This is a genomic window from Agrobacterium sp. LR_9 (assembly GCF_041954855.1).
GTDB classification, from domain to species: Bacteria; Pseudomonadota; Alphaproteobacteria; order Rhizobiales; family Rhizobiaceae; genus Agrobacterium; species Agrobacterium leguminum.
In genome coordinates this window covers 1-22,399 of record NZ_JAVAYA010000041.1, presented here as the reverse complement: position 1 = coordinate 22,399, position 22,399 = coordinate 1, and the positions used below count along the sequence as shown (strand labels likewise).

27 protein-coding genes and 1 pseudogene are annotated in these 22,399 nt (G+C 56.3%); 18 read left to right on the top strand and 10 right to left on the bottom strand.

The window, feature by feature from the left end; genetic code table 11:
- Both RAC79_RS24890 and RAC79_RS24885 read left to right on the top strand, forming a co-directional pair.
- Positions 1–781, top strand: a 781-nt coding sequence (locus RAC79_RS24890; RefSeq protein ID WP_374997670.1) for an NYN domain-containing protein, incomplete at its 5' end; no start/stop codon positions are given.
- The gene (locus RAC79_RS24885; protein WP_374997669.1) at positions 771–1,052 is read left to right on the top strand and encodes a mobilization protein; all 282 of its coding nucleotides are present in this window, start codon (positions 771–773) and stop codon (positions 1,050–1,052) included. The genes RAC79_RS24890 and RAC79_RS24885, both read left to right, overlap by 11 nt.
- Positions 1,053–1,065: 13 nt before the next feature.
- Here RAC79_RS24885 and RAC79_RS24880 read toward each other — a convergent pair whose 3' ends face one another.
- The 3 genes from RAC79_RS24880 to RAC79_RS24870 all read right to left on the bottom strand — a co-directional run bounded on the left by RAC79_RS24880 (position 1,066) and on the right by RAC79_RS24870 (position 3,554).
- Entirely contained in the window at positions 1,066–1,449 is a 384-nt protein-coding gene (locus RAC79_RS24880) for an ester cyclase (protein ID WP_374997668.1), read from the bottom strand.
- Positions 1,450–1,674: 225 nt separating this feature from the next.
- Complete coding sequence (locus tag RAC79_RS24875; protein ID WP_374997667.1) at positions 1,675–2,745, bottom strand: GSU2403 family nucleotidyltransferase fold protein; 1,071 nt, start codon at positions 2,743–2,745, stop codon at positions 1,675–1,677.
- A gap of 248 nt (positions 2,746–2,993) precedes the next feature.
- Complete coding sequence (locus RAC79_RS24870; protein ID WP_374997666.1) at positions 2,994–3,554, bottom strand: AAA family ATPase; 561 nt, start codon at positions 3,552–3,554, stop codon at positions 2,994–2,996.
- A gap of 524 nt (positions 3,555–4,078) precedes the next feature.
- On the opposite strand from RAC79_RS24870, the gene RAC79_RS24865 reads away from it, so the two are divergent.
- Positions 4,079–4,846 (top strand): hypothetical protein, encoded by a 768-nt coding sequence (locus RAC79_RS24865; protein WP_374997665.1) that lies wholly within the window; start codon positions 4,079–4,081, stop codon positions 4,844–4,846.
- Positions 4,847–4,925: 79 nt separating this feature from the next.
- Here RAC79_RS24865 and RAC79_RS24860 read toward each other — a convergent pair whose 3' ends face one another.
- Positions 4,926–5,054, bottom strand: coding sequence for a hypothetical protein (locus RAC79_RS24860; protein WP_374997664.1), 129 nt, complete (start codon positions 5,052–5,054; stop codon positions 4,926–4,928).
- A gap of 124 nt (positions 5,055–5,178) precedes the next feature.
- Positions 5,179–5,499: a hypothetical protein gene (locus RAC79_RS24855; RefSeq protein WP_374997663.1), complete on the bottom strand. Its 321-nt coding sequence runs from the start codon at positions 5,497–5,499 to the stop codon at positions 5,179–5,181.
- A 405-nt stretch (positions 5,500–5,904) separates the two neighbouring features.
- Between RAC79_RS24855 and RAC79_RS24850 the strand changes: the two genes are divergently transcribed.
- On the top strand, positions 5,905–6,438 hold the full coding sequence (locus tag RAC79_RS24850; protein ID WP_374997662.1) for a hypothetical protein: 534 nt from the start codon (positions 5,905–5,907) through the stop codon (positions 6,436–6,438).
- A 6-nt stretch (positions 6,439–6,444) separates the two neighbouring features.
- On the opposite strand, the gene RAC79_RS24845 is transcribed toward RAC79_RS24850, so the two are convergent.
- The gene (locus RAC79_RS24845; RefSeq protein WP_374997661.1) at positions 6,445–7,347 is read right to left on the bottom strand and encodes a hypothetical protein; all 903 of its coding nucleotides are present in this window, start codon (positions 7,345–7,347) and stop codon (positions 6,445–6,447) included.
- A 158-nt stretch (positions 7,348–7,505) separates the two neighbouring features.
- On the opposite strand from RAC79_RS24845, the gene tssI reads away from it, so the two are divergent.
- The 6 genes from tssI (at position 7,506) to RAC79_RS24815 (ending at position 13,458) form a co-directional block, all read left to right on the top strand.
- The gene (gene tssI, locus RAC79_RS24840; protein ID WP_374997660.1) at positions 7,506–9,899 is read left to right on the top strand and encodes a type VI secretion system tip protein TssI/VgrG; all 2,394 of its coding nucleotides are present in this window, start codon (positions 7,506–7,508) and stop codon (positions 9,897–9,899) included.
- Positions 9,900–9,902: 3 nt separating this feature from the next.
- Positions 9,903–10,967: a DUF4123 domain-containing protein gene (locus RAC79_RS24835; protein WP_060726845.1), complete on the top strand. Its 1,065-nt coding sequence runs from the start codon at positions 9,903–9,905 to the stop codon at positions 10,965–10,967.
- Positions 10,964–11,812: a hypothetical protein gene (locus RAC79_RS24830; RefSeq protein WP_060726844.1), complete on the top strand. Its 849-nt coding sequence runs from the start codon at positions 10,964–10,966 to the stop codon at positions 11,810–11,812. The genes RAC79_RS24835 and RAC79_RS24830 overlap by 4 nt, the downstream gene beginning before the upstream one ends.
- Before the next feature lie 66 nt (positions 11,813–11,878).
- Positions 11,879–12,400 carry an SMI1/KNR4 family protein gene (locus tag RAC79_RS24825; RefSeq protein ID WP_060726843.1) on the top strand — a complete coding sequence of 174 codons (522 nt, stop codon included), beginning with the start codon at positions 11,879–11,881 and terminating at the stop codon, positions 12,398–12,400.
- Positions 12,401–12,416: 16 nt separating this feature from the next.
- Positions 12,417–13,133 carry a hypothetical protein gene (locus RAC79_RS24820; protein ID WP_374997659.1) on the top strand — a complete coding sequence of 239 codons (717 nt, stop codon included), beginning with the start codon at positions 12,417–12,419 and terminating at the stop codon, positions 13,131–13,133.
- 28 nt (positions 13,134–13,161) lie between these two features.
- On the top strand, positions 13,162–13,458 hold the full coding sequence (locus tag RAC79_RS24815; RefSeq protein ID WP_162266713.1) for a PAAR domain-containing protein: 297 nt from the start codon (positions 13,162–13,164) through the stop codon (positions 13,456–13,458).
- A 179-nt stretch (positions 13,459–13,637) separates the two neighbouring features.
- Here RAC79_RS24815 and RAC79_RS24810 read toward each other — a convergent pair whose 3' ends face one another.
- Positions 13,638–13,811 (bottom strand): nucleotidyl transferase AbiEii/AbiGii toxin family protein, encoded by a 174-nt coding sequence (locus RAC79_RS24810; protein ID WP_374997658.1) that lies wholly within the window; start codon positions 13,809–13,811, stop codon positions 13,638–13,640.
- Between the two features lie 639 nt (positions 13,812–14,450).
- On the opposite strand from RAC79_RS24810, the gene RAC79_RS24805 reads away from it, so the two are divergent.
- Together RAC79_RS24805 and RAC79_RS24800 are read left to right on the top strand one after the other, a co-directional pair.
- Positions 14,451–14,837, top strand: coding sequence for a GNAT family N-acetyltransferase (locus tag RAC79_RS24805; RefSeq protein WP_374997671.1), 387 nt, complete (start codon positions 14,451–14,453; stop codon positions 14,835–14,837).
- A 118-nt stretch (positions 14,838–14,955) separates the two neighbouring features.
- The gene (locus RAC79_RS24800; RefSeq protein WP_374997657.1) at positions 14,956–15,420 is read left to right on the top strand and encodes a GNAT family N-acetyltransferase; all 465 of its coding nucleotides are present in this window, start codon (positions 14,956–14,958) and stop codon (positions 15,418–15,420) included.
- A 50-nt stretch (positions 15,421–15,470) separates the two neighbouring features.
- Here the strand turns inward: RAC79_RS24800 and RAC79_RS24795 are convergent, their stop codons facing one another.
- Positions 15,471–15,974, bottom strand: coding sequence for a GNAT family N-acetyltransferase (locus RAC79_RS24795; RefSeq protein WP_374997656.1), 504 nt, complete (start codon positions 15,972–15,974; stop codon positions 15,471–15,473).
- A 128-nt stretch (positions 15,975–16,102) separates the two neighbouring features.
- Positions 16,103–16,648 (bottom strand): Imm42 family immunity protein, encoded by a 546-nt coding sequence (locus tag RAC79_RS24790; RefSeq protein ID WP_374997655.1) that lies wholly within the window; start codon positions 16,646–16,648, stop codon positions 16,103–16,105.
- Between the two features lie 485 nt (positions 16,649–17,133).
- Between RAC79_RS24790 and RAC79_RS24785 the strand changes: the two genes are divergently transcribed.
- The 3 genes and pseudogenes from RAC79_RS24785 to RAC79_RS24775 form a co-directional block, all read left to right on the top strand.
- Positions 17,134–17,421: a hypothetical protein gene (locus RAC79_RS24785; protein ID WP_374997654.1), complete on the top strand. Its 288-nt coding sequence runs from the start codon at positions 17,134–17,136 to the stop codon at positions 17,419–17,421.
- Between the two features lie 628 nt (positions 17,422–18,049).
- A complete protein-coding gene (locus tag RAC79_RS24780; RefSeq protein WP_374997653.1) occupies positions 18,050–19,132 on the top strand; it encodes a DUF1963 domain-containing protein in 1,083 nt (360 codons plus the stop codon).
- Positions 19,133–19,448: 316 nt separating this feature from the next.
- Positions 19,449–19,553 (top strand): annotated as a pseudogene (locus RAC79_RS24775) (VapC toxin family PIN domain ribonuclease); the annotation flags it as partial.
- Positions 19,554–19,652: 99 nt separating this feature from the next.
- Here RAC79_RS24775 and RAC79_RS24770 read toward each other — a convergent pair.
- Positions 19,653–20,006, bottom strand: coding sequence for a helix-turn-helix transcriptional regulator (locus RAC79_RS24770; protein WP_131861679.1), 354 nt, complete (start codon positions 20,004–20,006; stop codon positions 19,653–19,655).
- Between the two features lie 441 nt (positions 20,007–20,447).
- On the opposite strand from RAC79_RS24770, the gene RAC79_RS24765 reads away from it, so the two are divergent.
- From RAC79_RS24765 to RAC79_RS24755, 3 genes are all read left to right on the top strand, one after another.
- A complete protein-coding gene (locus RAC79_RS24765) occupies positions 20,448–21,128 on the top strand; it encodes a hypothetical protein (protein ID WP_374997652.1) in 681 nt (226 codons plus the stop codon).
- A 126-nt stretch (positions 21,129–21,254) separates the two neighbouring features.
- Positions 21,255–21,521, top strand: coding sequence for a type II toxin-antitoxin system prevent-host-death family antitoxin (locus tag RAC79_RS24760; protein ID WP_374997651.1), 267 nt, complete (start codon positions 21,255–21,257; stop codon positions 21,519–21,521).
- A complete protein-coding gene (locus RAC79_RS24755; RefSeq protein ID WP_374997650.1) occupies positions 21,518–21,934 on the top strand; it encodes a hypothetical protein in 417 nt (138 codons plus the stop codon). Before RAC79_RS24760 ends, RAC79_RS24755 begins: the two co-directional genes overlap by 4 nt.
- Positions 21,935–22,399 lie beyond the last annotated feature (465 nt).

Below are 22,399 nucleotides of genomic sequence, written 5' to 3'. Positions count from 1 at the left end.
CCCAAGGCTGGCGGTGCTGATCGATGGTGACAATGTCTCGCCGGAAATCGTGGGCGGGCTGTTCGGCGTGATCGCGATGCTGGGAGATGCAACGGTCCGGCGCATCTATGGTGACTGGACGCAGGCAACCACGAGGGGCTGGAAAAGCCGGCTTGCGGATCATGCCATCCGGCCCGTTCAGCAGTTTGCCAGCTGTCCGGGAAAGAACGCCACCGATGGCGCCATGATCATCGATGCGATGGATCTTTTGCACCGGAACCGCCTTGACGGTTTCTGTATCGTCTCAAGCGATGGCGACTTTACCCGGCTGGCGCTGCGTATCCGTGAGGAGGGTGTTTTTGTGCACGGATTTGGTGACCGGCAGACACCGTCTTCTTTCATGGCCGCCTGTAACAGCTTTACCCGTTTCGACAGGCTGCGGCCGTCCAAAGAGACGCGGTGGCTCTCCGCCACAACAGCAGACGCAGAGCGAACCGCCGGCAGGCAAACAGATCTCTCCGCCCATGTTGCGCAGCAGATGCTGGCGATGATCGAAGAGGCCGTGTCTGCCAGCAGGGAAGAGGATGGCTGGTCACCTCTGGCGAAGGTCGGTCTGTGGCTTGCCCTGCATGAGCCGTCCTTCAATCCGCGTCACTTCGGCTTTGCCGGGCTGGGCGGTTTCGTTGAGGCCTGTCCTGCCATAAACGTCCGGCGCTGTGGCGAGGGCGGTCATCTGGTGCGGGTGAGGCTGGTGGAGAAGAAGAACACTACAGCTTGCGTGGAAACCCGTGATGGCGCGTAAACCGGTTGCCCGTCGCATCGAGGAACTGGAGGCACGCAAGCGCTCGCTGATGGCACGGCTTGCCGCACGCGAACGGCGGCTTGAGGTACGGCGGAAAATGCTGCTGGGCACGTGGGTGGTCAGCGAACTTCGACAATCGGCAGAGGGGCCGGACGTGCAGATGTTGCGCGACCTGCTGCGGCGCCAGCTGCCGCAGATGGCGCTGCGGGATGCCGATCGTCAACTGCTTGAGGATTTGCTCAATGGGGAAAACGCGGACGGGAACGGTTGACGTTTGCTGGCGGTCAGCCGAGCTGGCGTTCAATCGCGGCCTTGTCTATCACCGACCAGACCCTGAGGATTTTGTTGTGCCCGAACTCGTAGAAAACGTGCTCGCAGAACTGAACCTTCCTGCCATTGACCGGGAGGCCCATGAACGTGGCCTTGGGCGTGCAATCGAACGAAAGCCGGGCAGCAATCCTGTTCGCGTCGCTGACAAGGATCTCTGCCTCAAACCGCAGGTCGGGAATGTCCGCAAAATCCTGGACCAGCATGTCGCGATAGCCTGACAGGCCGAATGGTCGTCCGTTGTGTTCGACTGTATCGTCGACGAAGGCGCCGAGTTCATCGAAGGCCTGACGGTTGAGGCAGTCGAGGTAAGCGAGATAGATGTCCTGAAGTTTCGGCATGGGTTTCTCCGTGTCGATCAAAGGTCAAACCGGTTTCGGCGTCAGCGCCGCGGCAGCCGTTTTGTGCGAGGTTCGCAGTCCGTTTTGCCGGCGGAATAACGGTCCGCTACTGAACAGGTGCAGTTTTGGATGGTCAACCGGTGACGAGTTTGCAACTGCCGCTATGAAGTCGATAGAACCCGTCCTGCGGAACGGGAAGTTCGGGCATCTGAACTGGGGTTACCATCATCTTTTGCCCAGATCAGCGGCGGAAACGCCGAGCGCGACTGCCAAGGGCAACCTGGCTTTCTCAGGCATTATGGCGAGTCCTGAAGTGATCGCTTCCTGCCATGCAGGACCGCGTTCCCACGCCTCGTTCCAGGCGTCGGCGAGCGAATATCCTTGCCGTGTTTCCACCAGTGCCTCTGACAACAGGTATGCCTGTTGAAGATCCTTGTCACGCTTTGCCCTGCCCAGGGCATCGTTGCGTCTGCGAGACGCGACAATCAACTTGTGAACGGCATAGCGCTCGGGAGCGGGGACGTTGACGCTGACGCCTTCCCTGTACAGCAGCACCGTTCTGACGGGTTCGTAGATCAGATAGTCCAGAAAGCGAAGGTTTTCCGCCGACGCGCCGCCGAGAGCAGGCATGGGTGACGGCTTGCCCGTATGGTCGTTTGATCCGCGGTTCCCTGTCAGGAACTCCACGCGATAGTTGTCCGAGTTCACGAAGGCGACGACACGCGCCTTGTCCACCTGATGTGGCACCGCCCGGAAGGACGGATCCACGGTATGCAAGACGTCGAGGATTGGTGGCAGGCTGTCCCCGACCTCTGAGCTAATTGCAAAATCCTGGGCGTAGTCGGCGTCGCCCGTCTGGAGCGCGGCATTTGGAAGGCGAACCCCGAGCAGCCCTGAATAGCAGCTGAACGCAACCGAGCCTATGATAAGCGCTCGAAGGCGAAACAATCCGGCATCTGCAAGAGCTTTCGTTACTTCGCCGGCAAAACGTTCAGGCGCCGCCATGCCACCGGTTCGTGTAAGGGCGTTAACGAGCCGACGCCGCTCCCTGAGGTCGTCTTTGACTTCCCTGTGGGCGTGTACCCTCGCGGTTATTTCCGCGTCTGCTTCCGGTCCCACATAGCGCCGCCTGTCACCATCGGGGGTCGGATACTCGAAGTACCAGTAACCCTTGCCTTTAACGGGGACATTCACGAACCGTCCATTATGAGGGAAGTCGGTAGAGAACTGCGCATCGAACGATCGCTGCGCCAGTTCCGCGAACATTGTCCTGTATGCGAGGTCAATCTGTTTCAAGACATGCGATCCTTGCGGCGACGTGTGTCGTTATAAGGTTTTGTTTTTTTCCTTATAACCGGGATCGCGATAAATCGGCACAGTCGTTATAAGGAAATTCAAAAATCCTTATAACCGCTTCCATTTGCCATGGCAACCGGTCGTCAGGGCACTGCCCCTGAAACCGGCCAAGGCAGTTCCGGACAGTTTCGCCGTGACGGAGGAGGCAGATTGTCGGTGCAGACACGCGTGTTTCACCCATTTCTGCGTTATCGGTCGCCATCGATCGATGCATCCAGACGGAAACGCATCGATTGCAGCGCATTGATGACCGAGTGCAGGGCAGCCTGTTTGTCCTCGTTCGATACAGACAGGACGTGATGTTCAAAGACGCCGAGATCGGCAAACTGCGCATGAAGATCGGCGACGACAAGCGGATCGCCCAGGCTGTCGCCACCGCGTGCCTGACAGCGTTCGATCGCCTCTGTCACTGTCGTGCGCAGCACGATGTAATGCAGCGGGCGCGAAAGCGCCATGAAGGCCGGTAACCAGTCCGGTCGCACGACGCCATCGAGGGTGACGAAATAACCTGCCTCGGCGTAGCGACCGGCAACGTCGGCGGCGATCTGCATGATCATCCGGTTCTGCTGACGGGATTGCGGAAGCCAGGGATCGATGCGGCCATGCTTGATGTAACCCCAAAGATCATCGCTGTGGAAATGCACCTTTGGCACGCCGGGCAAGTGCGCGAGTGCGTCGGCTATTGTGGACTTGCCGGAGCCGGGATGCCCGGAGAGAAGGAGAATGTGGCCGCGGAGATTGTCTGTCATGGTCATGTTCCAGTCTCGGATGCTGCCAGATCAATCGTCGATCGCTTGCTGTCGATATCCGTTGTTTGGCGGGCTGACCTGGATGTGTATCGCGGTGCTTGTGGTCGCGCGAGCGAGGTCTCTGCGGTTATATCATCGAAGCGTCAAAAGGAGCGGTTCAAACGCCTGTCTCTGACGCCGGTTTTGCGAAACGGACGCCGACACCACCGCCGTTCTCGTCAATGAAGGTGAGGCCGGCCTCTTCGAATGCATTTCGAATCGCGAGAAGAGTCGAAGAGTAGCTCGGTTTTCCAGCCTCTATCCGCGTCACAGTTGCGGGCGTTACGTTGGCGCGGTTCGCAAGATCCCGTACGCCCCACTTTAGTGCCGCCCTAGCCATACGGACTTGATCTGCTGTTAACATTAACACCTTGACATAATCTTGGCGCGAAGTCAGACTCGCGATTGTAAATTGCAACGGCCAAGGAGGTGCTAGGCACACCGTCCTTGACCTGACCACAATCTAGCTAGCTGGAGCTTGGATCATGGCTGATTCTGAGAATAGCAGAACTTTACCTAAAATTTCGTACGCAAATGCATTCCCCAACGAGACGTTTGTCGACAACCTGCCAAGCGTGATCAACCGGCGCAATCTTCTGCCGCTGGCCGCACGGATCCTGCCGATGCTGCTCAACGATCTTCCCTCGCGCACCATTGCCGGACCGGTGCATGCCAAGGAGCTGTGGCCGGACTGGTATGACATGTATCAGCAACGCCTTGCCGCCGAGCGGGAATGCCGGGAACTCGAGGCGCGACTGCTGGAAGAGACCGGCGGTCGTCCTGCCGTGGTGATTTCCGTTGACGATGGTGGTCCATCGGCAGGGACGGTGTCCTCTTTCGGGGAGATCAGGGAGCTTGCGCCGCGCATCGGCGCTGATGCCGCAGAGCGCGCGCGTCTGGAGTTGCTGAGACTGAGACGGGCATGGAATGCGGCTGACCGTCGCATCGGTTACAGCGCAAGCCTTGCGAAGGCGCAGGACCTTGCCCGGTTCGAGGGCATTGCCGGGCGTGTGCTGATTTCGCTGCAGCCCTATTACATCCACGACATTGCCGCCAAGCTTCACTGCATGCTGGTGATGTATGATCCGGAGCTTCGTAACGAAGAGACCCCCTGGCCGGAACTGCGCAAGATGCTGCGTGAGCTGATCCAGCCGCACTGGTCTGTGATCGAGCCGCAGTCGCGTATCCGCCTGCTGCGGCCGAAGACGCGCGAGAGGCGGTTTCAGGAGGAAAGGGACAGGATTGCCGTGTGAGCGGCGTGACGCAGGCCAGGCAGGCGCGGCAGCGGGCCTTCCGCGCCCTGCTATGGTCAGCCAGCGAAACACGCCCTGCCTATGCGGCAAGGCCCGTCACAAGATAAACGGACGCCAGAAGCAGGGTGACCACGGTGAAGAAGATGAGAGCTGCCGCCAGTTCATCGAACCTGCCGTCGCGTTCATTGCGATTCCAGTCGTAAGCCATAACCAACCTCCATCGTTGCTGTGAGGGAAGGGTGGTCTGGTATGGTTAATGAAATCTTAATATGTGCAGTGGGAAAGTTGCCGGTATGATCTGGCATTTGGCCGTCTGACGATGGCGCCGGCCCTCAACCGGCAGGTTTGACGAGGCTGATTTCGGTTTTGCTGTCGAGGACGATATGCAAATCCCGGATCATGGCGGCTGCCTGCAGCAGGGCGTTTCGCACCTCCTCATCGCTGCGCCATCCGCGTTCGATGGAGAGGGCGATGGTGTGGATGTCGAGGAGACAGTCACGGCCGGGACCGGATGGAATGCCGATTGTTTCTCGCATGTCGCGGATTGTTGTAACGGCCCGTTCGAGCATACGCCGCTTCTGCCAGCCGTCGAGGTGATCAAGCCTGTTGGCGTCGCGGATGAGCTCGGCAATGAAGCTGTTCGTCAGGGTCATGGTATGAGGTTGCCGGGTCGGCTGACGGACGTCAATGGAAGACCTTTGAGGTGAGCTTCTGATCCCGAAGTTGGCACCAGGATGTGACGCCGATGCGTCACGGCGCGTGGGCACGGATGCGAGCTTTTTTCACTGAATATCTTCCAAATTATTTCTTTTTTATCATAGTGTTGAGGAGTTTTATGGAAGTAAAAAATAAGGATCACGTCATGCTGGCCTTGTTTGGACGGTCGGTGCCCGGGTGCGGAAATCTTGGGGGTTGCGTTCCGTTTGTGCACAATGGGATTATCGGTGCGGAGATTGCCGGAAAGCAAACGTCGATCAGTCTGCGACCTCCCGGGGAATCGATTGGCGAGGGGTTGTCTGCAACGACAAATGGCGGTGAGACCAAAACGGAGTGACGATATGAAAAACGGAGCATGGACGTTCCGGCGTCGGTACCTCAAGGTATCGACAATCAGCTGCCTTGCCGCATTTTTGAGTTTCGGGGAAGCCGCGGCCACGCCGGCGGATATGACGGTGGAGCGCCTTCTCACCATCTGTGAAGCGCCCACCGTGCAAGAAGCGATGGTAAGCGGCGACAAACTCGACTGGAAGCGTTTAACCGATGCGGACATGGATGAGTGGCGTCGCAGCTTCGTCGGTTATAATGACGGTTCTGTTGATGTGGTCGGATGGCGCCGTGAGAGGGAAGGCGGCGCGGAATTGTTGTCGTTCTGGATTGCCGCTGGTCCGAATGGACACAAGGCGTGCGCCTACACCACGCCAAGACCCTCCGGCTTTCTGGATGCGTTATCGGACCGGCTTGGGGCGCCAGACAATCTCGACAAGAATGAAGTTATAGAAAGTGTAACCGCGGGGTGGAAGCGGGGCGCGGTCGATTATTCCTTTGTTCAGGTCGGCACGTCCGCCGTCATTAATATCAGCTCAAGTCGATGAGATGCACTATTCCCGGGGCACAATAACAAGCACGTTGAAACCCTCGTCAATATTGAATGTCTGCGGATTGAGCAGTTTGTTGCCATAGGTGGAACTGAACCAGCACGCGGTCTTATCATCATGAATTTCCGTGACGGTTTCCCGGACGGTTCTGTTGATCGCGTCTGTGATTTCGGTCCCTGTCTTGCCCCGCCTGTTGAGATGCATAAGCTTCTTCCGCGCGGGACTTTCTGCATCGGAAACCGCGATGGATACCCTGTCCGTTGAATAGCTTTTTACCCGAACCCGCAGTCGCCTCGGGCGAGCTGCATCAAATTGGTCGTTAATTTCCTTGATACGCGCCTTGATGTCAGCATCGGCCCGGCGCTCCCCGGTCAAAACATCATCCGCCGGCGCAAGCCCGTCGGCGAACTGCGCACGCGCCACTTCCGCGGCGTGATGTGCATAGGCGAGATGTGTCACCGGCAGTGCCTTCAGCCATTTGCGGCGTTGCGTGATCGCCATCGACTTTGCCGCCTCTTCGCCCAGTTTGGCGACGGAGAAGTTCTCGCGTTTCTGCCCCTCACTGGTCATTAAGGTTGCCTGCCACACATCGCCTTCGGCCGTCTCAACACGCCTGACGCCGGAGATGCCGCTTCGGTTGTTCTTGCGCAGAAGCACGGCCTGCTCGATGTTGGTGGCGGGCGGAATGGCAAGGATAATGGCATCGCGGTAGGCGCGTGCCTGACAGTAGGCTTCGCTGCCGGAACCGTAGATGCTGTCCTTGAACAGCCTGACAATCCGGTGGCCACGTCGCCTGATACTGACCCACCAGCCGGCGCCGTGGCGAGCCCCGGCGGCTTCTTCGCGGCTAAGGCCGTAGGTATCGGCATCGTGTTTTGTGTGTCTCGGATTTCTTTCGATGGTCACTCCGTGCCCCGGCCTGTCAGATGTCATCGATGGATATTTGGCGTATCCAGGTTGTGGAATTCATGTTGAATCCTTGGTTTCGCCACAATGTTTGATTGCATTCTGTCGAGATTTTGACAGCTGATTGATTTTTTTGAGCTCTGCTATCGAGGTTCGCAATGAATGACCAGCCCTCATCCTCTGACTTCATTCAGGCGAGTCGTGTGCTCAAGGTCAAGTCGCCTTTGGGCGAGGATCAGCTTCTTCCGGAGCGTCTGACGGTCGAGGAGGGCGTGTCGCAGCTCTTCGACATTCGCCTGACCGTGCGGGCCAAGAAAGAAGCGATCAAGCCCGAAGAGCTGATCGGACGGCTGGTGGATGTGTCGGTCGAGGTGCAACAGGGCGATGGCGAAGAGGGCAGCGGCATCCGTCGCCCGTTCAACGGCCTGGTGACCGAGTTGCATGAGGGCCCGCCGATCACACGCGGCATGCGCTCCTATGCGCTGACCATCCGCCCGCAAATGTGGCTTCTGTCGCGCCGGTCGGATTGCCGCATCTGGATGGACAAGACGGCGGTCGAGGTCGTCGAGACGCTGTTTTCCGAACATGGCATTCCCGCACCAGATACGTCGGGCATCATCTCGCCTCCGCCTGCACAGCACTACAGCGTCCAGTTTAACGAGACGGACCTCGATTATCTTTTGCGCCGCTTTGAAGAGGACGGCCTGTTCTACTGGTTCAGCCATGAGGATGATTCCCACAAGCTGCATGTGGCCGATAGCGCCAGTGGCTGGCTTGGGCCGTCGCCGGCCGCCCAGGGGGAGGGGACGGTGCGCCTGGCGCAGGGGTCTTCGGATCGTAACCACATCAACGACTGGGCGCGGCGTTTCTCCTATGTCTCGGGCCAGCGCGCTGGCGCGGACTGGAATTTCGAGACGCCGGGCATGGTACCGAGCACGATGACCCCGTCGCTGGTGCAGATGCCGGATGCGACGAAGCGCGAGCTTTACGAATATCCAGCCCGCATCAAGACGGTGGAAGAGGCCGAGCGCGCGCAGAAACTGCGCACCCAGTCCATCGAAGCCGATCACGACCGGGTTTTCGGTTCGTCGACCTCGCGCATTCTGGAGGCCGGCCGCCGCTTCACGCCTTACGAGGTCGCCCACCCCGAACACGCCTATGAAGAACATGTGATCATCAGGGCAAGCCACAATATCGTCGATCTCTCTTATGAGACCAATGGCAACGAGCCGGAATATCGCAATCACTTCGAGGCGATCCCCGCCCGTGTGCCGCTGACGCCGCACCGGTCAACAAAGCGCCCGCGCATCGAAGGGACGCAGGTGGCGATCGTCGCCGGACCTGAAGGCGAGGAAATTCATCCTGACCAATATGGCCGCATCAAGCTGTGGTTCCCGTGGGACCGCAAGGCGAAGAAGGACGGCACGGACACGTGCTGGGTGCGGGTCAGTCAGGCATGGGGCGGCGGCACATGGGGTGCACAGGTCATTCCGCGCATCGGCATGGAGGTGATGGTCGCCTTCGTCGATGGCGACCCGGATAAGCCGCTGGTCATCGGCGTGGTCAACAATCCGGCCAATTCCGTGCCTTACGACCTGCCGGCCAACAAGACGCGTATGGTGCTGCGTTCCAACAGCCACAAGGGCGACGGTTTCAACGAAATCACTTTCGAGGATGAGGCCGGCAAGGAGAACCAGTTCTTCCACGCCCAGAAGGACCAGACGACGCGGGTTCTGAATGACCGGACCAAGCGCATCGACCGGCATGAGGTTGCCTCGGTCGGCGGCAACCGCGCGGTGGAAGTTTCCGGCAACCAGAAACACGAGATCGGCGGCTCGGTAAACACCGTCGTCGGCGGCACGGGGCCGATGGCGATGATGGCCATGGCGGGTGTGCAGGCGCTCTCCGGTCAGACGGCGGGGTTACTTTCGCAGGCCGCACAGATCGCCGGCGGCGGTGGCCCCGGTGTCGCGGCCTTCGCCACCACGCTCGCCTCATCCGCACTCGGCTTCCTCGGCGCAGGCGGTCTTTCCTCGCGTGAGGGTGTCGTTTCCGGCCCGAGCCCGCGCGCGGATGCGGGTACGGCGCTAGCCGGCTCCGGCTCGGGCGTCGGTTCCGATGCTTCCGGGTTATTCCCGCTGCCGGGTATCATGAACACGATCGTCAGCACGTTCAAATCCGATAGCGTCGGTGTAGCGCGGGCTGAACAGATCGGGGTGAGCAAGGTCACCAATGTCGGCCAGACCTATATTACCAGCGTCGGGAAAGAGCAGCGCACCACCGTAGGTAAAACAATCCGAATGGAGGTCGGTGAACTCTTCGATTTGTGGACGCACGACAAGTTTCTAGGCCGTTCCGAGACCTGGTACGTAAACGCCAACAAGAAGATCGTACTCACGGCGCCGGGCGGCAGAATTGAGATCAACGAAAGCGGGATACTTATCAAGGGCCTGCGCGTCGATATCAAAGGCAATCAGATAAACTTCTCTCGCGGCGGCCCCGGCAAGAAGACCGACAAGGGGTTTGCTGAAGATTGTTCGAAGAAGAGCTGATCTATGGTCGAAACATTGAAAACGCAAATCCAGAATGAGTTCATGCAGAATCGAGATGCAGGTTCGAAGCTGTTCGTCCTGGTCGATCCCTCTCGCAATCCTGGCCTGTTGACAATCGCCCAAGGCATGACTGACGAGGGAGCATGCCTATTTATCGGCGATGCGCGGCAGGAATTCGAAGACGATGCGCCATGGCTATTCAGGTGCGACGAAAGCGGAGAACTCGTCCGTTACCTTGTCTGCGAAGGTCTTGGTCGACGCTGGAGCGTCTTCGCCGAAAGCAATCTGGAATTTGCCGAAATTTTTACCCATTTTCGCAAGTTCGTGAAGGTCGTTGATGGCGAAGGAGACCACATATTCTGGCGCTTCTACGATCCGATGATTATCGCCGGCCAGTTGCCGTTTCTCACGGCCGAGCAGAGAGAGCATTTCCTCGGTGGGATCGAGCGGCTCGGTACGGAAATGGGCGAGCATGCCTTTGCCTGGTTCCGCAGCAATGGTGACGGACGGCTTTCCACGCATGTGCTTGAAGCGGATGGAGAGAAGGTCGATGTATCCGATAACGAGATATCCGACGTGAAGGACATCCCCTCGGATCTGGTCCAGATTTCAGTGGAGGGAGCTCGCGTTCGACCGATGATGCACCTGACCCAGTCGCAGATCGATGCACCGCTGCTCTACAATCGTCCAGCGCTCGTCGCGCATGTCGTCGAGAATCTCGACGAAGAGTTCTATCCGGCAATTGCACAGGTCGATCGGCAGGTGCTCGATCAGATGATCAGCCATGGCATTTCGCTGGCGATGTTCTCTTATGCCATTCACGACGTGGAGCACATCGAACTCTTTATAGACTTTATGTTTCGGATCGCACCTGGTTGGCACAAGGAGCCCGCCCTCAACCAGATTCTCAGGCGAACGGACCTCACCACCAATGAGAAATTCGACCGCATGACCGAAGATCGCATGACGCGCGCCTGGGACGACGCGGAAACGATCGACGACCCCCGCGAATGGCTGCCTGAGGAGATTGCCCGACAACTGAACGCCAAGGGAGAACTTCTCCAATGAGCGAAGCTTATAAGACGGAACTGAAGGACGGAATCTGGTCGAACGTCAAGCAGATGGCAAAAGATGATCCGGCCATCATCACTGACGTCGCTGGCATTTTCGACCCAACAGGCGCAGCCGACCTGACTAGCGCCGGCATCCGCGCTGTGAAGGGCGACTGGTGGGGAGCCCTGTTCTCTGCGGTGTCCGCTGTGCCGTTTGGCGATCTCATTGGCAAAAGCAAACTCCTTGCCCGTTATGGGCCTAAAGGGGCCAAGCTCGGTGGAGCGATCGCCTCCTACTTCGGCAAAAGCGCCAAAGCGCTGCAGGAGAGCCTGGTAGGCATGAAGGGAGCAAAGGCGGCGATCGCGGCCAGGAAGCGTGCTTTGGAGAAAGTGCGCGAGGCGATGAAGAAAAAGCGCGCCAAGAAAAATTGCGCCGAATGCAAGAAAGTGCCGAACGGTCGCATGCCTGCAAATGGAAAAAATGGCAACTGGACCGATGCCGCCGGCAACAAGATTGCTCAACCTGCCGATGGCAATGGTTTTTTCAAGTTCAGCGAGACGAAAACCCTTCCCGACGGAACCAAGGTAGACGGAATTGCTTACAAAGACGGGTTTCCGGACTTCGACAAGTATGTCGTGGGCGGAAAGCAAGACATATCGGTCGTCACGGGTGATGCGGCGACCGATGCCAGAACACTTCAGAGGGAGCTCGGAGTTGCCAATCCAGGCCACTCTGACTACGTCCTCAACCACTTCGAAGATGGCACCGTCGGGTACGTTCCACGGGTCGTTCACGATACTGCAGGCGGCGGGGTGGCACACGTCGGTGGCGCATCGATGATCGACTCGCCACTCTTCTAGTTCTGCCACCGGAGGCACTGCGTCGGCCGGTGGTCTTTGTTTAGTAAATTGGAGGTTCTTAGAATAATGGATGCAGCCCTGAAGGATATGCTGGACAAGCCTGATGAAATGGGTCGTGCGGAAAAGCCGGTGGCCAATACCGAGATCGACGAATTTGAACGCTCGGAAGGCGTCACCCTGCCGGATTCGCTTAAAAGTTTTTGGTTAAGTTACGGAAGCCGCGACCTTAACAGCAAGAAGATTTTTGCTTTCAAGACGAAAGTCGTTTTCCCTGATGGAAAAAAGAAGAAAGCCGACGTCAATGCGATCGCCGGTCCCGGCAAAATGATCGAGGCGCGCCAACGTTACATTGACCCGCTATATGGAAACTCCGGTGAGCGACTGCCCGCAGGCCTTTACCCCCTGACATTCGATAGCGGTTATGGTCACTGCTTACTCGATCTGAATGCAGATACCCACGGACGTATTCTTTATATAGTGATCAAGGCGAAAACCTTCGGCGATGCCGGTTACGGCTGGGATCAGGTCGGAACAGTCGCGAAGGACTTCGATGAGTTCCTGGCTGGTCTGACGCCGGATTATCTCTGACTTTGGAGAGGGGGCGATGCTTCAGGACGCTTATACGCATTTGAGTTCGGCCGCGGAAAGACATACCGACGACATCATCACGACCGCGTTCGAAAACTGGCCTCCGTTGTATAAGGAATTTGCACTGGCACATCCTGTAGCATCTCTTCCCCTGAGTTCAGACGAAATCGAGGTGGTTTTACGCGGGAATTCCGATCGAGCACGCTGGAAACAGCAGGCGATTGCCATACCGGAGATCGCCCTGCATACCATCGAGTTGCGCGGGGGTCGGGTGTTCCCAAAGATTGGCCCGGTCAGTTGGAAGGAAGTACCGACCTTTAGCATTATGGAGTCGTCTGAAGCGGCAGCGATGATACCAGCAATGCTCGCGTCATTGACAAGCCGTATGGCTATCATTCTGGAAGCCTTCGTGATTGGGCAGGTGCCGACGTTCCTGCACTTCTTCCCGGCAGTTGATCTAGCCTCGCACGCAGAGTTGCGGGTCAGGGTTCGCGACGGCAAGATGGTCGACGCAAGGTGGCAGTCCGTTCCGCAAGGTGTGCGTCCAGATGTCGCGATCAAGGAGCGCATAATCAGTACGGCGGCAGAGCTCTGCGCATCGAGTCCACTGCCAAGCTTGCTTTTGGACATCAGTGTGGATTGCAGCGATACGACATCGCCCGCGAGACTCATCGAGATTAATCCCGATATCCCGATAATTTCTACTCCGCCAGACCGTTCAGCTCTTTCGTGACAAGCTCAGGAGGTTTACTTTGCCTGGAATGCCCGTAACGTTGAAAGCACACTGGCACGTCTGCCCGATGATAGACCCTGGGCCTCGGCCGCATATTGGCGGACCGGTCGTCTCTACACAGCAGAATTTTGTAACGGTGGAAGGCGTACCCGTGGCCACGATCGGTGACAGTCTGCTTTGCACTGGAGTGCCTACGACATCAGACAAGATCACAGGTGGGTCTTCGATCGCCAAGATAGAGGGCAAGAGGATTGCCCGTATTGGCGACTCCTGCGCGCATGGCGGAAGGCTGGTGCAAGGAGTGCCTTGGATTACGTTCGACTGAAAGAGCTGGCTCGGGAAAACTGCACAGCCCGGATAACATTCGCTCGGGGATCGATGAACTGCACCTCGACCTCCTCCGCTTCGAAACTTCTCATCATCGAAGACATGATCCCGCTTGATGGCTTCCATCGGGCGGGATATCGGCGGCAAGCCGCCATGGAAGTTGCGCCGGCTTTCGATCTACCTGGGCTTGTCCTGATTTCGACCGGTGGCAACGGTCATATCATCAGGAGGATTTATCCTGAGATCGATATCGTCGGAGAAGCGGTCAGTTATCCTCAAACACTTGGAAAGCGATGTTCCGCCCCTCAACTCGAAATGATAGCCCGCCTGTTTCTGGGCGGCAATTCGCATATATTGATCCATTTTAATGGGGCGATATCGATGGTTCCCCAATTGGTTGACCCATTGTAGTGGGGCCATTCCAAGGCGCCTTTTGCCAGCTGCGGAGGTTGCAACGCCGGCTTCCGGGCGTGCGGCCTCATGACACCGAAGGCGGCCGCCATTCTGTCGCTGATCGAGACCGCAAAATCAAAGGTTGGTGGCCGCTTCCGGTTCAATTCATTTGTCAAACCCGGTCACACAAAGGCGGGTCCGTCGCTCCCATTGGTTGGCGAGGCGGTTTTGAGATATCCCGGTTTACTCAATTGGGTTGAGTCTTCTGACGAACATCCAAACCGGAATACGGGTTGCCGGGCCATACATGTCGGGGATTTCAAAGGATGCTTCCCTGGGCGCGAGATTTCCCGATCAGGATGATTTAATACCGCAGGGAGTCAAACTTACCGATCAGGAAGCGGCATACTGATCTTCTGGAAATCTTCCTGTACGGTAAGTAATCCGATGGAGGTTGACGATGTTCAGGTCTGCGCGCGATTTCGGCGCTGCTATCCGGGAAAGACGCTAAGCGCTTGGCTGGACGCAAACCGGGCTTTGCTACGATGCATTTGTCTTTGACGACAAATGCTGGAACAGTAAATGGAAAGCGGCGACATGGTGACTATTCGGATTGATCCGTTTCCGTCCCAAGACGACCTGAATACGCTTTGGTTAGAAGCTTGGGGCAGCCCTGAGCCGAAAGACTTCTCTGGCATCCTGTTGCGCAGTCTTGCCCATGTCGCGGCTTATGAAGATGAACGGCTAGTCGGCTTCGTGAATGTGGCATGGGACGGAGGTATCCACGCCTTTATCCTCGATACTTGTGTCACCCCCCGCATGCGAAGAAAAGGTATCGCTGCTCGCATGGTCGTAGAGGCCACAAATGTCGCTCGAGAGCGCGGAGCAAAATGGTTGCATGTCGACTTCGAACCGCATCTGACTTCGTTCTATCGGAGTTGCGGATTCCGGCCGACCGGGGCAGGGCTTATCAAGCTGAAGTGATTAAATCAGTCCAACCGGTCCCTTACTTGGGATGTTGGGTCAGCGATGCGCCAGTTGCAGTCATCCGATTTTTTATAGAAGGTGACCGTTGCCTGTCCACTTTCTCCATGAGGATGCCTTGGAAATTGAAGTTCGCATCGCAGGAATAGCTGAAAAACCGAAGGTTCGGGAGATTCTCTCTGTTTATCTTCGTGAGCTAAGCCAGTATGGCGATGTCGATTATGAGTACAACTTCCTTGACAGCTACTGGGTAGACCAAGACCGCTGGCCGTACATCATTTCTGTTGGCAAAGAGACTGCCGGGATCGCTCTAATAAACACGTGGTCGCCTTCGGGAAAAGGCACTGACTTCGCTGTTGCCGAGTTCTATGTCCGCCCCGAGTTCCGGGGTTCGGGAATCGGAACACGGGCGTTCTCCACTGTCCTTTCCAACCGTCCGGGCACGTGGGAGGTTAGCGTGATGTCGAAGAACGAGGCAGGAAAGGCGTTTTGGGAAAAGGCCTTGGCAAAGGCTGCCGTATCGAAGATCGAAAGGATCGATCTTCATGGAGAATCCGCCTATCGCTTCTCCTATAAACGGTAGCCGTTGGTCCGGTTTGCGCCAATAGCTGCCGTAGCGTATGCCCCATGATTTTAGCTGGTGGAAATGGCTTTCCAGAACACGACCATGTCGTGGAAGCCCTTCCGGACTGATCGAGCGAAGAGCTTAGTGCCGATCTCAACAAAGCCCCACCGTCGGTAGGTCTCGATGGCAGTTGATGCAGACGCCATGACATCGAGCCAAGCATACTTCAGATGCTCTTTTCTTGCCTCAGACTCAGCAGCCTCGAGAAGCATCCTGCCCAGCCCACACCCCTGCGCACCAGGCAGGAGATAAATCCTTGCTATTTCACCTCCATTACCCTCGAAGGTTATTGGCTCGGGCGAGCCTGTAACCATGGCGAGGAACCCAACGGGCCTGCCAACCATTTCCGCGATCCATAGCCGTGTGCTCTCTCGGGAAATGAAATCACGAAATGCATCGGCGCTAAATGTATGCAGCTGCTCTGAGAACGCGAGTGGATCGTCCCAAAGATAACCGTAGCTCGCCGCGTAGGTGGCTGGGCCGATAACTCCAAGCGCTGGCGCGTCGGCCATTGTTGCAGGTCTTACTGCCAATGTTGATCTACACATACAAGAAGTCCCCGCCCGTCGCTCGCACGCGGGTAGCACATTGGCCGATTGTTCGGGCGTTTCTATGGCCGGTTTGGGCCGGGTGACGCCACTTAATGCGTGCGTAGTCGCTCCACTAGCGCCCTTCGCCAACTCTCGAAGAAGGCATCCCGCCAAGCGATAAGTACGCCGTAGAAATCGTCGGCTTGAAGCCAGAGTTCGGCGAACTGCTCTGGCTCGCCCTGATTATTGACACACCCAAGGAGGCGGACCTTGTCGCACACGTCGAAATGGAAGACATGGCCTCCATCATCGAATGCCGCGTCTCCGTCTGGAGCCCAAAGTATCCGCTGAAGAAGTATCTCATCCACAGCTTCCGGGTCTACTCGTTCTCCATAGTAGGCGTCGAGGAATCCCTTCACTATCCCATATCCGTCGGAACGCCCATCGAACCTGATGGTGTGTTCTCCCCTTCGTTCCACGCGCTGAACGACTTCGCTGTAGGAGCAGCCGAGCAATGAAGCATCATGCTTACAGACACCGTAGCGTTTGCCGAGAATGTGAATATTGAAATAGCCGAGGCCAAATTGGCTTTCGGACGCATATGCTTCGCTAATCTCGCTCTCGATAGCAAACTTCTGCGGGTTCCCGACGAACATGTAATGCACTTTTCGCGAATGGCGTATGTCCTCTTTAGCAGTGCTACTTTACGAGAACAATCGTCCGCTTTGGGCCGAAAGCGGAAGATCGGTCGCTTCCGGAAATGCGCCAGGTGGCGCCAGGCTCGTCTCCGCGTTGCCATTTTCGCTCCTGCCATCGAATACCGTGGCAAGCCGGACCTGGTGTTCGCCGTCTCGCAGTGCGGGCGTCAGGTCGGATATATTGACCCATTGTAACGGGTCATTTACGGCGGGTTTCCAATTAATTGACCCATTATAATGGGCGCTTCAGACGCATTCTTGCTGGCTGCTGAGACTGCAACACCGGTTTCCAGGCGTGTTCAGCGTGACAAGCGCTGCTCATCATCGATCAGGACCATCGGCGACGGCCGGTGGTCTCTCTCGCTCCAACAGCGGTCATTGAAGCGGTCCCATCCTCAGGCTACTGAAGAGGCAAAGTTTTCCGATACCCGAGGGGAGATGAAATGCCTCGCTACGACTTCAATCACCTGGAGCGCATGGCTAAGAAGTATATCGATGATGGCAAAGCTGGTGATGCGATCAAAATCTACCTATTCATGTCGGATGGAGACCCCTCGCTCGATGCGGGCTATCTCGGAGAGCGGCTGGGCATTTGTTACGAGCGGCTAGGCGACCTTCACGCCGCAAGATACTGGTACGGACGAGCGGTGGAGGAAAACCCGGAGGTAAGGCTTGAAGCAGCACAAGCATACGAACGCCTGAGCAATGTTGGCATCGACCATCTGTTGTAAGTCCGCAAAGGGCCGAAAACTGCCTTGATGGGAAAGTACCAATTCCGGTCGTGCATTGAACCGGTAAAGCGTACGTTCCGAACAGTTGAGGTCAATGCTCATCTATCGGACGCGGGGAACTACTGGATTTTCAAGAAAGCGACGCCGGAAAGTTCCTGCAATAACCACACCCAGTCCAAATCCGGATATCAATCTTGCTAGCAAAAGATCAGGCAATGAATAGGACACCAGCCAATAAAAGGTCCCAAATGCCAAGAACGACGTTGCGACAAGGCTAAGCCAGCCGTTAGTGGCTGGCCGACGACAAGCCACAAAATGAAAGCCAGTGACACCCCCCACCAAGCATGGCACGAACTGTCCAAGAGTTATCGTTGGCTTCGCCGTAAGCGTATCCAACAGGCAAAAGATAAGCGCCAGCAATCCGGTGCCGAGTAACTGCAAAACGACGGCCCCGATGAGACGTATTCCGCAGGAATATTTGGGTTTCGAATAGCGAAAATATGTGACCAAGACATCCTCCTCTGAAGTGGTCGCCTTCGATAGGCTGCGACCGCCTCAAATTCGTACGACCTCAACCGAAGTTGAGGTCAAGGGCCTAGTGGTGTGAACCGTTGAGCAGGTTGCGGTCATGGCGCAGAAGCGCCAAATTGCGGACATTGCGGTTGCGGTAAAACTCCTTACTCTGCGATCCTCGTGGAACGTCGAAAGAGAATGGGACATGACCGCATTCGCTGATTTGCTCTCCATCCAGCGCGCCTGCAACGCTTTGAACCTCGACACCGCGTTGTCGCGTGCACTTGTCAACACGGCCCGTCCGACAATCTGGCTCCGCCACGGCGATCCAGTGGACGACGCCGCGCTCACCGTGGGGGTTAGTAAAGTAGGAGGCGAGCCTGATCTTCCGCCGGGGATAATTTGGCCGACCCGCCCTGCAATGGCCGACCCCAATGGCACGGCGAAGAGGCTCCGCACGATGCTCACGAACCGCCCGGGCGGCGACGATGTGGCGCAGTGCGTAGAATTCGTCATCGACCATCTGGCGTACGAGACGCCCATGGCCTTTCTTGCGCAGGTAAACCTTTCGGTCATGGCGCGTGAACCCGGCTTCGACCCTTCCCTACCGGATCGCGGTATTTTGTGGGCGTTCAATGATCCCTTTGCAGACTGGTATGGTACGCAATCGCCCAGCGGGGGGATTTCCCTCGTGTGGAGTGACGCCGGTGAATTGGAACGACGTACGACACCGCAGTTAGTTCGCGAGGCCTGGCAAAAGGGGGTGAGCGATTATGGCTCCCGGATGTCCGAGTCTTGGGAGGCCGATGTCAAGGCCGAGCCGCTTACTCCCGTCTCTGGCTGGTCAATCACTCCGCGTCTTAGCCGGCACGCCTATCTCGACCTTAGAGATGAGCGCTTCGAGATGAAGGAGGGCGGCGGTGATCAGCTTGGGGGATGGGAGGAACCGATTCAACAAAGAATGCATGGCGAATTGGAATTGATCTCCACGGGTAAAGCAGGCAGCGAACAGGCTTACGCAGAGAGCGTCCTTTCCGCTGGCGAGCGTTGGCGGCATGTGCTGACGATCAACGCAGAGACCTATCTCTGGCGATTGATGCCGACGTGGGGCGATGGCGCAATGTTCATGTTCGTAGACGAAGAAGAACTCGAGGCTCGCCGCTTCGATAAAGCCGTGGGAACCTCTCAGTTTACCTAAGAACATCCGGTCTACTCAGCGCGCGCCTTTAACACGTCAGACTGGAGCTGCTTGGAAATATATGTCCGGCATTTTTGACTCTTGTTAGGGGTAGGCATGATCGCCGGAACAGCGGCGCATCGACACTGAAACGTGTGGAGGAACTCGCACAACTGGTCAGCGCCGCATGCGATGAGGTAGCACCGCATATCGCTGGCATCTCCAGCGATCCGACGAGGACCCTTGAGAGAATTACTCACAACGTTCGAAAGCGGTGTAGACAAATTCAGGAGCGATCAGGTGGCCGATGAGATGGCCCCGTATGGAGTGGTGATGGTTGATCGCCTCGACCGCGCCTGTTCATAACCTTGCCGTTGTGACGCGGAATGTTGGGGATTTCGATGGTACGGGCGTGATCGTTGTCGATCCGTGGCAAGGATGATTGTTCAGACAACAGGCATGCGCATCATGACCGGCAGTTGCCGAGCGGAGTCAAGTGTCATTGGCGTGAGAATTGCTCGGCCTGATAGCGATGCAATGCTCACGCCAGGTCGTCTATATCGACGTTGAGTGTCTGAGCGATTTTTCGCAGGACAGTGAGGCTTCCGGCTTTTTTGCCGCTTTCAATCTCTGACAGATAGGGCGCACTTATCGAGACTTTAGTTGCGAGGTCTTTGGCGGTCATTCTTCGATGCTCGCGCCAGACTTTTACGGCGTTGTCGCCGGAAAGAAGACGATTGACGACAACGGCAGGAACGAGTTCGTCATGCCCGGCGGCGATATCAGTCTTGATCTTCTCAGCAGATGCGACGTCAGCCCTGTCCACAAGGCTTTCATATTCAGACAGGGGAAGGACGATGAGCGTTTCCCCGTTTGGAGTGGTTATGGTTTGCATCATTTGCCTCCTATTCGTAGATACTGCCGCGTGCCCCGATTTTTATGACTTCCAGCACATTTCCCTGGTCGTCCATAATGATGCGCCAGTCGGCAACGCGTAAACGAATGAATTGTGAGCCAGTCAGTGTTTTTACATTGTTGGCAAGAGATTTTGGATCGCTTGCATATTGCTCTATTTTGGCTGTGATCCGCGTGGCCTCGTTCGTTGGGAGCCGGCGGAGGACCTTTAGAGAAGATTTGCTGTAAGCTATCCTTTTCATCAAAAACCAATAGCATATAGCGAATTTTTTGCAAGTCGTTTGGCCGTTTTGCAGATCACATTTTGCGGCTGGATTTTCACGGCATTGAAGCCGGTACACGCCTATGCGGAAACTGAAGCGTCAGTTCCAGCAAACTTAGAAATTCTTGAAACTTTCATAAATTGGAAGTATCAGGAATTATGTCTTCATTGGTGGACCAGATTTCTGCAGCCGGATTGGCTGATCGTTTTCTGGATGACCGGCAACTCGCCGAGTTGCTGGGCGGCAGTGACGCGCGCCGTTATGGCCTTGTCAACCGCGCTTTGAAAGACGGGTCCCTCATCCGCCTGAAGCGTGGTTGTTATGTGCTGGCGCGACGCTATCGACGTGACCCGGTTCATCCGTTTGCCGTCGCCCAAAACCTCGTGCCGGGCAGCTATATCTCTTTCGAAACAGCACTGTCGTTCCATGGATGGATTCCGGAGGCGGTGTTTGTTACGGCCAGTGTTTCACCTGGACGGAAAAGCCAGGATTTTTCGACGCCCGGGTTCGGGACCTTCAGCTATCATCCTCTGGCGATCAACGATTATCGGTTCATGACGAGTGTTGACCGTGTCCCGCTCAACGGCTCGATTGCGTTCGTTGCCCGGCCTCTTCGGGCGCTTATGGATCTGGTAGCGCTTCGCAAGGTGGAGTGGAGCGGGCTTGAATGGCTGACGATTGGTATGAGGATCGAGGAAGATGCCCTTTTCGGATTGCGATGCAAGGATTTTGCTGCATTGAAGCCGGTGTACAGGCACAAGGCTGCGAATGCCTTTCTCCGGGCGTTGGAGGGTGCAGCTTCACCTGTCAGACCATTGAGAAAAAAACTCGTAGGCTGAGATCCAGTGAATGGGGCGAAATTTATCACGGCGCTTAATTAATGCAGCATTTACAGCATTGCTGTATTTTATGGATTTCCTTTTGAGGCTGTGCTATTGTCGCGATGCAAGATGGGAGTGCGATTGATGGCAGGTTCAGGTAATTCCTATACGACGAGTGATCTTTCCAGAAAGTCGGGTGATATTATTGCCGAGGCACTTCGTCATCCGGTGACGATCACGCAGCGCAACAAGCCCCGTCTGGTCCTTCTTAATATTGAGGATTATGAACGTTTGACGCGGCAGTCTGATCTGCGTGCGGTTGGTACTATTGATAATATGCCTGACGCCTTGCTGGATGAGTTTGAGGCAGCAGTCGACGCTTATGCGGAAACTGAAGAGATGGTTCGGTGAGCGGTTTCGATGAGATCGAGACTGCAGTCGTAATCCGCTACCCTTATCTGTGGAGCCGGGAGGCTTCCCGCGGTGAAACCGAAGGTCGGAAGGGACGACCTGTTGTTGTTGGCGTGAGGCTCGCCCGTGCGGACGGCGACATGGTTCTTTTCTTTCCTATCACGACGAAGCATCCGGAATCTGATCGTTTTGCTATTGAGATCCCTGCGATTGAAAAGCGCCGGGCCGGTCTTGATGCAGATATGCGGCTTTGGATCATTCTGGATGAGTATAACAGCGACATTATCGGACATTCTTTCTACCTGGAGCCGGAGCCACCTGTGGGACGGTTCAGTAAGGCTTTTTTTCTCCCCGTCCTTCGGGAGTTTATTGCGCGTCGTCGGTCGTCCAGCGAGGTTTACCGCGCCCGATAAAGAACCGTGTGATGTTCGGTAACTCAGTTCGACAAAGCGGACAGATCCTTGATATACACGCTTGACGTGTCACGTTCGGCGGATCTGGCAAGTCCACCTATGCTGGATGGGCCAAATCGCGCCCGATATACGCCTCTGGAATATTTTACCCATATTGATGGCATTAATACATATATTTCCATATTTATACTTATTTGACGGAATAGAATACCCAATGATGATTGGGCGGCTGTAAATTAAACAGGGGAGGAAGATGGCCGATAAAACATATAATTTATGTGAAGGGTGAACACAAAACATATAAATAATTAAACGCACAATTGCTGCGGGAGAGATGAGAGATTTCCTGGAGAAGTCCGCCTGTTTGTGCGCAGCCAATTTGGCACTGTTATAAGCAGGTGATTTTATATAGGTTTTTATTGTTTAGCGGATTATTTACAGGTAGAACCGGAGGGAATCTGATCG